We start from the raw sequence: 12,252 nt of genomic DNA on the forward strand, positions 1-12,252 counted from the left end.
GCGAGGTTAGTGCGATTCGCGATGCGTGAGCGGCTTGTCGCGAAGATTCGAGCCCTCGCCATGAAACAACAGCTTGCCGATAACGAGCACGATGGCGGGCGTCACCAGGGCGACGTACATGTTGTCGATGCCGAACGGATTGCCGAGCAGGTACCAGACCGTCGTGGCGAGCGTCGCGACGATCAGGGCCGAGACGGCGCCGCGCTTGCCGCTGAAGAACGGCAGGTAGATACCGATCAGCGCAACGACCGACACCGACAGACGCAGCGCACGGCTGAAGAACGACAGCGCGAGGATCTGCGGGACGAACAGCACGAAGATCAGCGGGAGGAAGCCGACGATCAGCGAGATCCAGCGCGTCATTCTCAGTTCGACGTCGGGCGTCGGCTTGAAGCGCGGCACGTAGAAGTCCTTGACGATCAGCGATGCGATCGCCAGCGCGACGGTGCAGACGCTCACGAAGATGGATGCGACGAGCGACGTCGTGACGATGCCGGCCAGGATGGGGTTCATGTGCTGCAGGAACACCGGCAGCGCGTACAGGCTCTTGATGTTCGGATACAGGTACTTGGCCGTCACGCCGATGAAGCCGAGCGCGAGCCCGATCGGCACGCACAGGAGCGCGGCGATCAGCGATGACGCGCGCGCACCCTCGGGGCTGCGGGTGGCCGAGATGGCCTGGATGATGAACTGCGTCGAGAAGATCGCGCCGGCCGTGCCGATGATCCATGCGCCGATCGTGCCGCCCGACAGCGCACCGGTCCACGTGAAATAGTGCGAAGGCATGTTCTGCGCCATCGGCCGGATGCCGCCCGACAGCTTCCACGCGACACCGACCAGGATGGCGATGCCGAGCAGCTTCACGGCGCTGTGAATGACCGTCAGGTACGCGACGCTCTTGAGGCCGCCCCACACGAAGTAGACGGTGCTGACGATGGCGGTGATGATGGCGGCCGTGGGCAGGTTGATCCGCATGACCGTCGAGATGGCCGCCGCCCCGCTCACGTAGTTGCCGACGTTCACCACGAACAGCGCGTAGATCATGATCGCGGACACGGCGAGCTTCGCGCCGTTGCCATAGCGTTGCGCGATGAAGCCGGAGATCGTGAACTCGCCGGATGCATACAGGCGCTTGGCCATGAACAGACCGAACAACAGAAAGCCGATGGCCGCCGCCAGGACCGACCACGACGCGGCGATGCCGGCCGAGAACGCTTCCTGCGAGGTCCCGACCGTCGATTTCGCGCCGATGAATTCCGACATCAGCAGGATGGCGACCACCAGCGCGGGCATCGAGCGCCCGGCCACCATGAACTGTTCGGAATTACGGCTGCGCAGGCGAATGCTGATCACGCTCGTAATCACAATGTAGGCGACCACCATGCCGATGATGGTGGCTGTGTCCCAATAACTGAAGGTGGCCATCGCTTGTCTCCACGTTACCTTCGGTTGATATGCGTTCGGGTATGTCGGGCGATCCGGCATGTGCCTGCCGGTATCGCTCCTTGGTCGATGCGGGTTGTTGCGTGTCGTTGCGTGTCGGTGCGGATGCCGCTTACGCGGCGCTGGCGACGGGTGCCGGCTCGTTGCGTCGCGTGGCGAGCTCCACGGCCTGGCGGAACGCCTCCAGCAGGCTGCGTTCGTCGGCGATGCCCTTGCCGGCGATGTCGAAGGCGGTGCCGTGGTCCACCGACGTGCGGATGACCGGCAGGCCGACCGTCACGTTCACGCCGGCTTCGAGGCCCATCACCTTCACCGGCCCGTGTCCCTGGTCGTGATACATCGCGACGACCACGTCGAAATCGCCGCGGCCCGCACGGAAGAACAGCGTGTCCGCCGGCAGCGGGCCTTCCACGTCCCACCCGCGTGCCTGGAGGACCTGGACCGCCGGAACGATCTTTTCTTCCTCTTCGCCGTAGCCGAACAGGCCGTTCTCGCCGGCATGGGGGTTGATGCCGCATACGCCGATGCGGGGATTCGCGATGCCGGCGCGAACCAGCGTGTCATGTGCGCGCTCGATCGTGCGTTGCACGAGGCCCGGCTCGATCTTGCGAATCGCGTCGAGCAGGCCGATGTGCGTCGTCACGTGGATCACGCGAAGGTTGGGCGCGACCAGCATCATCGACACCTCGTCGATGCCCGTCAGATGCGCGAGCATTTCCGTGTGTCCGGGAAAAATATGGCCGCCGGCATGCAGCGCTTCCTTGTTGAGCGGCGCGGTGCAGATCGCGTCGAGCTCGCCTTTCGACGTCAGCTCGACGGTGCGGGCGATGTATTGATACGCGGCGTCTCCGGCGACGGCGGACAGCTTGCCATAGGGCAGGTCGGCCGGAATGAGCGCCATGTCGATGCAATCGACGACCCCCACGCGGAACGCGCCGTCGGCCGGCCGGCTGACGGCACGCACCTCGAGATCGACGCCCGCCCTGCGGCCGGCGTCCCGCAGGCGCGCGGCGTCGCCGATGACCACGGGACGGCATTGCTCATACACGGACGCATGGGCAAGGCTTTTCATGATGATTTCCGGTCCGACGCCGGCCGCGTCGCCCATGGTGATGCCGATGATGGGGCGGTTGTCCATGGCAGTTCCCTTCACAAATTGGTTTGAGCGGTATTGGCCGTCTTGCCTTCATTCGCAAGCCGGCGCCACGCGTGATGGATCGACCCGGGCTGGCCGAAGCCGCCGGCCTTGGTCACGACGGGGAGTGTTTTTCCGTGCAGCCGGCATTCGAGCAGCGGCATGCCGTCCTCGATTTCGTCGACGACGCGCAACGCGCTCGCCCCGGCCGCGGTGAGCAGCGCGCGCGCCGTTTCGCCGCCGGTCGCGATGATCGCGCCTGCATGGCGCACGGCGGGCGCAAGCAAGGACGCCAGACGATTGCAGAACAGCAGGCCGTCCTTCACGTCGCCGCGCTGCGTCTGGCTCAACGAGACCACCACATGCCGGCCGCGGCGCAGGGCGTCGCATACGACCGTCGTCACGTCGCTGCGCGGGTCATCCAGCGCGGGGATGGCGACCTCGAGCGCAACGAGACTGGCACCGGCGTTGGCCTTGAGGTACTCCACCTGCGCATGCGAGATGCTCGACATGCTGCCGACGACCGTGAGCACCGGTCCTTGCGGATCGTCACCGGCGGCCGTCGGTTCGGTGATGCTGCAGGGCGGCACCAGCGCTTCGATGACCGCGGGGGCCAGGCCGGCCGAGCCGACCCAGAACACGTTGTCGAGCGCCGCGGATGCGCGGGCAATGCGTTGCAGATCGTCGTCGGATTCCGCATCGCACACGACGGCTTGCGCGCCCTCGGATTGCAGCTCCCGCAGGCACGCCGTGAGCGCGCCCGGTTCGCCGCGCACCGTGCCGATTGCCGCGTAGGCGACGCGCAGATGTTCGGCGCAGAGCAGCGCAACCAGGTCGGCCTTGCCCGGGATGTTCTCGTTGCGCCAGTATTCGCTTGCTTCGACCGGCACGCCGCGCACCCATTGCCGTCCGTCGCGGGTGGTGCGGCCGGATGCCGGGTAGGCGGGGCACACGATCGCCATGCCAAGCTGCGACGCCAGCGCGGCGACCTCCGCCGCGACATTGCCTCGCAGCGTCGAGTCGACCTTCTTGTAGATGCGCGTGCCGGCACGCGACAGCGACTCGACGGCGGCGACGTTGCGCCGGGCGGCCACGTCCTTCGATGCGCGGCGCGAGTCCACGTCGACCGACAGGATGTCCACGCCGTTCGTCAGTGCGGGCGCGGGCTCGGTGTCGAGCAGGACCATCGCCGTCAAGCCGTGACGCAGCCCGGCCACCGCGCAATCGGCCGCGCCCGACAGGTCGTCGGCGACGATCAGGAGCCGTGCCGCGTGCTGTGCGACCGCGTTCGCGTTCATGGCAGCAAGCGGCTGTAGATGGATTTCATGTCGTCGAGCGTCAGCGCCTTCGGATTGTTGCCGAGCAGGCGCTTGACCTTCGATGCCGCGACCGCCAACGCGTCGAGATGTTCTTCGGACACGCCGAACTTGCGCAGGTCCTGAGGAATGTCGACGGCGGCCGTCCATTCCTCCATCTTGGCGATCAGCTTGCGTGCCGCGACCGGGTCCGCGTCCGTTTTCGATGCCAGATCGAGTGCGCGCGCAACGTTCGACAGCCGGCTTTCGATCGCATCGAGGTTGAAGGCCATCACGTGCGGCAGGAGCATCGCATTCGCGACGCCGTGCGTGACGTTGAACATCCCGCCGAGCGGGTAGGCCAGCGCATGCACCGCTGCCGTGCCGGCGGCGGTGAGTGCGAGGCCGCCGTACATCGACCCGAGCATCATCGCTTCGCGTGCTTTCAGCGACCGGCCGTTTTCGTACGCTTCGACGATGTTCGCGCCGATTAGGCGCATCGACTCCATCGCGTACATGTCGCTGATCGGGTTCGCCTTCGTCGAGATGTACGATTCGAGCGCATGCACGAATGCGTCCATGCCGGTCGCGGCCGTGATCGGCTTCGGCAGGCCGAGTGTCAGCTCCGCATCGAGAATTACGATTTGCGGCAGCAGGTGACGGCTGACGATCCCGACCTTCAGCGCTTCGTCCGGCAGCGTCACGATCGCGTTGGGCGTGACTTCGGAGCCGGTTCCGGCGGTCGTCGGCACCAGGATCATCGGCACGCCCGGGTGCTTGATCAGGTCGATGCCGAGCCAGTTGCGCAGCGGTTCGTCGTTGGTCAGCCGGACCGCGAACAGCTTCGCGGCATCGAGCACGCTGCCGCCGCCGATGGACAGAATCGCCTGCGGTGCAAAAGGCGCAATCTGCTCCTGGTACACCGTCTCGACGTTGCCGATGGTCGGCTCCGGCTCGACGCCGCGAATGATGCGCACGTCGACGTCTTTCGCGTTGAGCAATTCGATCACGCGATCGGCAATGCCCAGTTCTTCCATGGCGGGCTGCGTGATCAGCGCAATGCGCTCGACCGGCGTATCGAGCAGCGACAGCTTGTCGGCAAGCGTGCCGAGGCTGCCGGCGCCATGGACGATGTGCTTGACGGTCTGGAAGTGATAGGTAGTCATGCTGATGACCCGTTTCAGTGGCCGCGCGCGGCGTCGTGGTAGATGGAGAGCGCTTGCGCCAGGCGCTCGCGCGCGCTGGCGTCGAGCGGCTGGGCGGGAGACCGCGCGGGGCCTGCGGGCATCCCGAGCATGTGCGCGGCGGTTTTCAGCACGACGGGCATCGTGCCCAGCGCGAACGCATCGCGCAGCGCACGCAGCGATTCCTGGGCGGCGCGTGCGCCAGCGATATCGCCCGCCTGGAACTTGTTCCAGATGGACATGACGACCTGCGGGACGGCATTGGTCGTCGCGGCGACCGCACCGTCGCCGCCGGCGATCAGCGTCCAGAGAATCATCGAGTCGGTGCCGGTGAAGACCGCGAAGTCGTCGCGACGCAGATTGATCAGTTGCAGCAGGCGATCGAAGTCGCCGCCACTGTCCTTGATGCCGCGAATGTTCGGAATTTCCGAAAGCCGGCGCACGGTATCGACCGTCAGCGTGATGCCCGCTTTCGCGGGGATCGTGTAGAGCATGACCGGAAGCGGCGTGGCCTCGGCGATCTTCTTGTAGTGAGCGTAGAGCTCCGGTTGCGTCGCGCCGTTGAAATACGGCGTGATCACCGAAACGGCATCCACGCCGACCTCGGTCATCTTCCGGTTCAGGTCGATCACGTCACGCGTCGCATAGGCGCCGGTGCCCGCGATGACGGGCACGCGCGAGCGGGCCTGGCTGACCGCGATGCGCGCGATGCGCAGTTTCTCTTCTTCGCTCAGTGCGATGAATTCGCCATTGGTGCCGAGCACGAACAGCCCGTGCACACCCGATTCGATGAGCCGTTCGACCAGCGCGCGCAGGCCGTCTTCATCGACGTTCTCGTCCGCCGTCATCGGCGTGATCAGCGCGGGAACGATCCCCTTGAACGACATTGACATGCGTGCTCCATCGCGGAAGGGACGGCGGGCGAACGTGCCGTCTCCATGGGTTAGGCAGATATCAGCGGGCTGCGCGCTTGCGGGCACGATGGCGCCGCCACGCACGTCAGCCAGTGCAACTCGGATGACGGAACGATGTGCTCGTTTCGATCAAAATGGTTGCGCGATGTGTGCATTCTAGCTGATGTGGTGACTGAATCAGTCAATGAAAACCCTAATGTGACCGAATCGATCATTTTGATCGGCATCATCGGGTCGCTTCCGTCCATCCGACCAACAAGGCGGTGCTCGTCGTGTTTTGGTGCTACGTGCTGATTCCGCTTGCGTGGGGCACCGTCAATACGCTCACGACGGCGATGAAGCTGTTTCGGTGACGGCACGCGGACGCACTGATCTGCACGGTGCGATCAGCGGCAACCGCTAGAATTGCGGTTTTAGCCCGGAACACGTCCATGTCTTTTGCCTCGCTCGGCCTGATCGACCCCTTGCTGCGTAATCTGCAGGACCTCAATTACCAGACACCTACGCCGGTGCAGGTCAAGGCGATTCCCGCGGTGCTCGGCGGCAAGGACGTCATGGCTGGCGCGCAGACCGGCACGGGCAAGACGGCGGGTTTCGCGCTGCCGCTGTTGCAGCGGCTCGTGCAGCAGGGCCCGGCGGTGTCCAGCAACCGGGCGCGGGTTCTGGTGCTGGTGCCGACGCGTGAACTGGCCGAGCAGGTGCTGCAAAGCTTCGTCGCTTACGGCAAGGGCCTCGACTTGCGATTTCTGGCCGCCTACGGCGGCGTGAGCATCAACCCGCAGATGATGAAGTTGCGCAAGGGCGTCGATGTGCTCGTTGCCACACCGGGCCGTCTGCTGGATCTCAACCGCCAGAATGCCGTGCAGTTCGATCAGGTCGAAACGCTGGTGCTGGACGAGGCCGACCGCATGCTCGATCTGGGCTTCGCGCGCGAGCTCAATGCCGTCTTTGCCGCGCTGCCCGTTCAGCGCCAGACCCTGCTGTTCTCCGCGACGTTTACCGACGATATCCGCACGATGGCGGCGAGCATTCTGCGCGGCCCGGTCAATATCAGCGTCAGCCCGCCCAATGTCACGGCCAGCAAGATCAAGCAGTGGGTGGTGACGGTCGACAAGCGGAACAAGCCGGACCTCTTCATGCACCTGGTGGCCGAGAACAACTGGGACCACGCGCTGGTGTTCGTCAAGACCCGCAATGGCGTGGAGTATCTGGCGGCCATGCTGGACGAGGCGGGCTATGCGGTCGACACGATCCACGGCGACAAACCGCAACCCGCGCGGCTGCGTGCGCTCGAGCGTTTCAAGACGGGCGAAGTGCAGATGCTGGTCGCCACCGATGTGGCGGCGCGCGGGCTGGATATCGATGACTTGCCGCGCGTGATCAACGTCGATCTGCCGATCGTCGCGCAGGATTATGTGCACCGGATCGGGCGTACCGGGCGCGCGGGCGCCAGTGGCGTGGCGGTGTCTCTGGTGTGTGCGGATGAAGCCCCGCAACTGGCCGCGATCGAAGCGCTGATCGGGCAGACGCTGCGCCGGGAAGAAGAGCCGGGGTTTGAAGCCGAACACCGCGTGCCGGAAACCAGCGCGACGGGGCAGATCATCAAGAAGCCTAAAAAGCCGAAGAAGCCCAAAGTGCCGCACGGTGGGGCGGCGGCTGTGCCGATGGCCGGGAAAAAGCCGCGGCCGCAAGGCGGTGAGGGCAAGCGCAAGGCGGCGGGGCAGGGTGCCGGGGCCGCGGGCAAGGGCGCAAGCGTGTTGAACGGTAGCCCGTTCAGCGTGCAAAAGCCGCGCGGCAAAGGCAAACCCGCGGGCAAGGCGGTTGCGGGGGCGCGCAAGCCGGCTGGGAAGCCTGCGGGTGGTCGCGGCAAACATTGACCCTGATCCGTTGGGCGGCTTGTCCGCCAGCGATTCGCCGCCTGCTACTCCGTCTGCTGCCGGCGGTATTCGTCCTGTTTCATCCGCATGTACTGCTGCCGGTCGATTTCGTGTAGCTGCCGCGCATATTGCTCGCTGGAATTGAACCAGGTGCTCAGGCGTTGCTCCAGCTGCTTGTCGGGCGGGCTCGATAGTGTGGCGAGATAGGCATCGATGGCCAGGTAGTAGCGCATGGTGTTGCGCTCGACGAGGCCTCGTACCCCATCGACGTATTCCGCTTGTGCCGCGGACGGACTGGCGACCTTGGTGAAGCCGACCTTGCCGCGGTCAAACGTTGCCAGAAAGCTTTTCATCGCAAGACGCCCGACCAGGCCATAGCTGAATGCATAGGTCAGATGCAGGAACGTGTGGTCGCTACCGAGCTGCACCGCTTCCAGGACAATCTGATAATCCCGGGTGTTCAACGGGCCGCTGTCGGCGCGGAGTTTTACCTTGAAGTATCCCGGGGCCGTGACCGCCGCATCGTAACGGAAATACAGGCGGTAAGTGGACTGGAGCTCCGCGGCGGCTTCCCGTTTGCTGAGATTCAGGGTCAGCATGTTGTCGCTATTCGTGCCAGAGGCGCGGCAGTACTTGATATTCGGATGCAGGATCAGGAGATCGCACCAGTTCGCCAGGCCTTGCGACCGGTAATCAAGGACGTCGCTGACGGTCGCGAATGGGTAGTCCACTTCTGCGTATATTTCGCCCGTGACCGTGGAGGATGATTCCTGGGAATCCAGATACAGCCGCCGATGAAACGCGTTGTGGTCGAGCTGGGGTTTCAGATTCTGGTATAGCGCGCGCAAGCTGGTGGCGTCGTCGGACGCACGCGCCGACAGCCCCACGCACGACAGCCAACATGCCGCCAGAATGGTCAACGTGCACGCTCTTCTGCGTACCGGCGCGCTGGCTGGGTTTCGGTCACGCTTGCTCATCAACGTGCTCCGGCTGATTATTCGAATGGGCGGGGCGCGCATGGCGTCCGGCGATTTTCGTCGGCTGTCGAACTTCCCGGTCTACGGATGAATGGTTTCGCCGCGATGCAGCATGCCGATGAACTCCTCGATCTTGCGCACCCGTGTTGCGGGCATTTTGGCATGCTGTAACCGAAACAGGATGGCGTAGCGGTTTCGGCCGCTCAGCGTCGCAAAGAACGCGCCGGCCTTGGGATCGGCATCCAGCGCGGCCTGCAGGTCGGCCGGCACGACCGAGTTGCTGGCGGACGTATACGCAGCCTCCCAGCGGCCATCCTCTTTGGCTTTCTCGATTTCCCGCATACCCGCAGGAAGCATTCTGCCTGCGGCGATCAGCGCTTCGGCCCGCTCTTTGTTGAGCCTGGACCAGATACTTTTTGCGGAGCGTGGCGTGAAGCGTTGCAACCAGTACGCTTCACTTTCAGTTTGTTTTTTGCCGTCGATCCAGCCATGACAAAGGGCGCTTTCCAGCGCCTGTTCGTATGTGAAGGTCGGCTGCCCCGCGCCCTTTTTGGCGAGGCGCAGCCATATCCCGGTCGAGGTGCCGCCGTTTTGCGTCAACCAGGTTTCCCATTCATTCTGGTCAAGGAATGTCAGGCGAGACTCAGTCATGGCGCGATCCGAATGGTTGCATTCAGGCAGCGAGGCTGTTTCGTTCACTGAACCCTCGTAGATTACCGATTTGCACGGATTTGGGAATACCCGATTTTATCGACAATCACACTTGCGTCACCCCCGGCGCGACCGCCGCGCCATCCGCGTCGCTCGTCCCTGGCGCAACTTCCTCCAGCGCCTGCCGCCCCGTTTCGACCCGCAGCAACCCGATCGCGACACACAGCACGCCGAGTGTCGCGCTGACCATCGCGATCACGCCTGACACACCGAACGCCTGATAAAGCGCGAGTGCCAGCGCGGGCGTCCCGATCGACGACATCCGCCCGCACATCCCCGCGACACCCGTGCCACGCAGCCGCACCTCGGTCGGAAACAGCTCCGGAATATAGCCAAACAACCCAAGCGTCGTGATCGTATAGATCGCACTGACGAGACAGAACCCGACCAGAATGATCGCCGTGGTATCGCGCAGCGACACATACAGCCAGCCTAGCGCGATGCTGAGCAGCGAAGCCATCACGATCCCCTTCGCTCGGCCGATCCGGTCCGCGATCAGATACCCGATCAACCCGCCGACCGGCGACCCGATCGACATCAGGAACACGAAGCCGAGCGACTTGACGACCGACAACCCCTGCGTGACGAAAAACGTCGGCAGCCACGCAATGAAGCCGTAGAGTCCCACGTTCACGCCGATCGCCGTCAACGCGGCGACCGCCATACGCCCACGCATCCCCTTCGAAAACAGCACGCCGAGCGGCACCTTCCCGACATGCAGATCCACGGTGCGCCGCACCGGCGGCAGCGTCCCGACCTGCTGGCTCACCTCCTGCTCGATCGCGGCAAGCGTCGCCTCCGCCTCGTCGAGCCGCCCGACGGATTCGAGCCAGCGCGGCGATTCCGGCATCCGCTTGCGCATGAACCACACGACCAGCGCACCGATACCGGCCAGCGCGAACATATAGCGCCAGCCGAGATGCGGAATGATCCAGTACCCCGCGGCCAGCGCGGCGAACAGCCCGCTGTTGGTAATGATCGCAAGCAGCGACACCCACTTCCCGCGCGTCTCGGGCGGCACGAACTCGGCGAGGGTCCCGGCTGCAACGACCAGTTCCGCCCCGAGCCCGATCCCCATGATGAACCGCAACACGATCAACCATTCGATGTCAGGCGCGAAACACGCGGCGATCGACGCGAGCCCGAACACCGCAAGATTGAGCTGATACGAATACCGCCGCCCGAGCCGGTCACCGACATACCCCGCGACGAACGCGCCGATCATCATCCCGACGAACGTCGACGACACGAACATCGCGCCATGCCGCAGATCGGTGAATCCGTCCTTGACCATCGACGCGACCGAGCCGTTGGCGAGATAGATGTCGAACGCGTCGAGGAACGCGCCGCCGGCGATCAGCCCGAGTATCTTCCAGTGGAACCTTGAAACAGGCAGCCGGTCGAGCCGGCCGGCGGCATTGACGGTGTTCGCCATGATGTCTCCAGATGTGTGGCGCTCTCGCATCTGCTGACCAGACGCGGAGACGCTTCGATAGTGTGATGAGGGGCGCGCTGCGATCAGCGCGGAAAGGCCCGGTCAAACCGCGCCGGATGCATGCAACGTGTGAATCTGTTCATCGGCATAGCCGAGCTCGCGCAGCACGGCATCGGTATGCTGTCCGAGCGCCGGCACGGGATCCATGCGCGGCTCGTCGCTCGGCGCGATGCCGGGCGGCAGCAGCGCGGGGATCTCGCCGGCAGGCGTGTCGACCCGCGTCCAGCGATGCCGGGCGGTGAGCTGTTCATGCGTCCACACGCCATGCATGTCGTTCATCCGCGCATTCGCGATGCCGGCCTGCTCGAGCCGGTCGATCACGTCGGCGGCGGTCAGCGTCGAGAACGCGCGGACGATGACGGATGCCAGGTCGTCACGATTCGCGACGCGGCGGCTGTTCGACCCGAAGCGCTCGTCGGCCGCGAGCTCGGGCATGCGGAGCACGGTCTCGCAGAAGCTTTTCCATTCGCGCTCGTTCTGCAGGCCCAGCATCACGGTGTGGCCGTCACCTGCCTTGAACGGACCGTACGGAAAGATCGTCGCGTGCGACGCGCCGGCTTGTCGCGGCGGCGACTGGCCGTCGATCGCGTAGTAGAGCGGATAGCTCATCCACTCGACCATGCTTTCGAGCATCGACACGTCGATGTGCCGGCCGCGTCCGGTGCGGCCGCGCTCGATCAGCGCGGCGAGGATGTTCGAATACGCATACATGCCCGCCGCGATATCGGCGATCGAGCAGCCGGCCTTGGCCGGCTCGCCGCCGGAGCCGGTAATGCTCAGGAATCCGGATTCACTCTGGATCAGCAGGTCGTACGCCTTCTTGTCGCGAAACGGCCCGTCGAGCCCATAGCCGGAAATGTCGCAGACGATCAGCCGCGGATAGCGCTCGCGCAGCGTGTCGTAGGCGAGCCCCAGGCGCTGCGTCGCGCCGGGGGCGAGGTTCTGCACGAACACGTCGGCATCCGCGAGCAGCTTGTTCACGACGTCGAGCGCCGCGGGCTGCTTGACGTCGAGCGTGATGCTTTCCTTCGAGCGGTTGGTCCACACGAAGTGCGACGCGAGCCCCGACACGCGTTCGTCGTAGCCTCGCGCGAAATCGCCGACGCCCGGCCGTTCGACCTTGATCACGCGCGCGCCGAGATCCGCGAGCTGACGCGTGCAGAACGGTGCGGCGATCGCGTGCTCGAACGTGACGACCTTGATGCCTTCCAGTGGACGCAT

At 64.8% G+C, this 12,252-nt stretch carries 11 protein-coding genes; 2 read left to right on the forward strand and 9 right to left on the reverse strand.

All coding sequences use genetic code 11. The annotated features are described in order from the left end of the window. Positions 1-6 precede the first annotated feature (6 nt). The 5 genes from ACVK00_RS26085 to dapA form a co-directional block, all read right to left on the reverse strand. Positions 7-1,425: a sodium:solute symporter family protein gene (locus tag ACVK00_RS26085; protein ID WP_284894072.1), complete on the reverse strand. Its 1,419-nt coding sequence runs from the start codon at positions 1,423-1,425 to the stop codon at positions 7-9. A 130-nt stretch (positions 1,426-1,555) separates the two neighbouring features. Continuing rightward, a complete protein-coding gene (gene pdxA, locus ACVK00_RS26090; RefSeq protein WP_284894073.1) occupies positions 1,556-2,581 on the reverse strand; it encodes a 4-hydroxythreonine-4-phosphate dehydrogenase PdxA in 1,026 nt (341 codons plus the stop codon). Positions 2,582-2,592: 11 nt separating this feature from the next. Next, complete coding sequence (locus ACVK00_RS26095) at positions 2,593-3,876, reverse strand: four-carbon acid sugar kinase family protein (protein ID WP_284894074.1); 1,284 nt, start codon at positions 3,874-3,876, stop codon at positions 2,593-2,595. Next, the gene (locus ACVK00_RS26100; protein ID WP_284894075.1) at positions 3,873-5,039 is read right to left on the reverse strand and encodes an iron-containing alcohol dehydrogenase; all 1,167 of its coding nucleotides are present in this window, start codon (positions 5,037-5,039) and stop codon (positions 3,873-3,875) included. Before ACVK00_RS26100 ends, ACVK00_RS26095 begins: the two co-directional genes overlap by 4 nt. A 14-nt stretch (positions 5,040-5,053) precedes the next feature. Continuing rightward, a complete protein-coding gene (gene dapA, locus ACVK00_RS26105) occupies positions 5,054-5,950 on the reverse strand; it encodes a 4-hydroxy-tetrahydrodipicolinate synthase (protein ID WP_166724526.1) in 897 nt (298 codons plus the stop codon). Between the two features lie 227 nt (positions 5,951-6,177). Here dapA and ACVK00_RS26110 point away from each other — a divergent pair, with 227 nt between their 5' ends. Both ACVK00_RS26110 and ACVK00_RS26115 read left to right on the forward strand, forming a co-directional pair. After that, positions 6,178-6,324 carry an MFS transporter small subunit gene (locus tag ACVK00_RS26110; protein ID WP_284894175.1) on the forward strand — a complete coding sequence of 49 codons (147 nt, stop codon included), beginning with the start codon at positions 6,178-6,180 and terminating at the stop codon, positions 6,322-6,324. A 78-nt stretch (positions 6,325-6,402) separates the two neighbouring features. Then, the gene (locus tag ACVK00_RS26115; protein WP_284894077.1) at positions 6,403-7,848 is read left to right on the forward strand and encodes a DEAD/DEAH box helicase; all 1,446 of its coding nucleotides are present in this window, start codon (positions 6,403-6,405) and stop codon (positions 7,846-7,848) included. A 44-nt stretch (positions 7,849-7,892) separates the two neighbouring features. Here the strand turns inward: ACVK00_RS26115 and ACVK00_RS26120 are convergent, their stop codons facing one another. The 4 genes from ACVK00_RS26120 to ACVK00_RS26135 all read right to left on the reverse strand — a co-directional run bounded on the left by ACVK00_RS26120 (position 7,893) and on the right by ACVK00_RS26135 (position 12,252). Continuing rightward, positions 7,893-8,825: a hypothetical protein gene (locus tag ACVK00_RS26120; RefSeq protein ID WP_284894078.1), complete on the reverse strand. Its 933-nt coding sequence runs from the start codon at positions 8,823-8,825 to the stop codon at positions 7,893-7,895. 81 nt (positions 8,826-8,906) lie between these two features. Continuing rightward, on the reverse strand, positions 8,907-9,476 hold the full coding sequence (locus ACVK00_RS26125; protein WP_284894176.1) for a YdeI/OmpD-associated family protein: 570 nt from the start codon (positions 9,474-9,476) through the stop codon (positions 8,907-8,909). Between the two features lie 106 nt (positions 9,477-9,582). Further along, positions 9,583-10,971 (reverse strand): MFS transporter, encoded by a 1,389-nt coding sequence (locus tag ACVK00_RS26130; RefSeq protein ID WP_284894079.1) that lies wholly within the window; start codon positions 10,969-10,971, stop codon positions 9,583-9,585. A 102-nt stretch (positions 10,972-11,073) separates the two neighbouring features. Then, a complete protein-coding gene (locus tag ACVK00_RS26135; RefSeq protein ID WP_284894080.1) occupies positions 11,074-12,252 on the reverse strand; it encodes a CaiB/BaiF CoA transferase family protein in 1,179 nt (392 codons plus the stop codon).

The sequence above is a fragment of the Burkholderia sp. PvR073 genome, assembly GCF_054055695.1.

Excerpts from the sequence above, each read along its gene's own strand:
- ACVK00_RS26120 (WP_284894078.1), bottom strand. The coding sequence starts at position 8,825 with ATGAGCAAGCGTGACCGAAACCCAGCCAGCGCGCCGGTACGCAGAAGA.
- ACVK00_RS26130 (WP_284894079.1), bottom strand. The coding sequence starts at position 10,971 with ATGGCGAACACCGTCAATGCCGCCGGCCGGCTCGACCGGCTGCCTGTT.
- ACVK00_RS26115 (WP_284894077.1), top strand. The coding sequence starts at position 6,403 with ATGTCTTTTGCCTCGCTCGGCCTGATCGACCCCTTGCTGCGTAATCTG.
- ACVK00_RS26125 (WP_284894176.1), bottom strand. The coding sequence starts at position 9,476 with ATGACTGAGTCTCGCCTGACATTCCTTGACCAGAATGAATGGGAAACC.
- ACVK00_RS26095 (WP_284894074.1), bottom strand. The coding sequence starts at position 3,876 with ATGAACGCGAACGCGGTCGCACAGCACGCGGCACGGCTCCTGATCGTC.
- pdxA (WP_284894073.1), bottom strand. The coding sequence starts at position 2,581 with ATGGACAACCGCCCCATCATCGGCATCACCATGGGCGACGCGGCCGGC.
- ACVK00_RS26135 (WP_284894080.1), bottom strand. The coding sequence starts at position 12,252 with ATGCGTCCACTGGAAGGCATCAAGGTCGTCACGTTCGAGCACGCGATC.
- ACVK00_RS26085 (WP_284894072.1), bottom strand. The coding sequence starts at position 1,425 with ATGGCCACCTTCAGTTATTGGGACACAGCCACCATCATCGGCATGGTG.
- dapA (WP_166724526.1), bottom strand. The coding sequence starts at position 5,950 with ATGTCAATGTCGTTCAAGGGGATCGTTCCCGCGCTGATCACGCCGATG.
- ACVK00_RS26100 (WP_284894075.1), bottom strand. The coding sequence starts at position 5,039 with ATGACTACCTATCACTTCCAGACCGTCAAGCACATCGTCCATGGCGCC.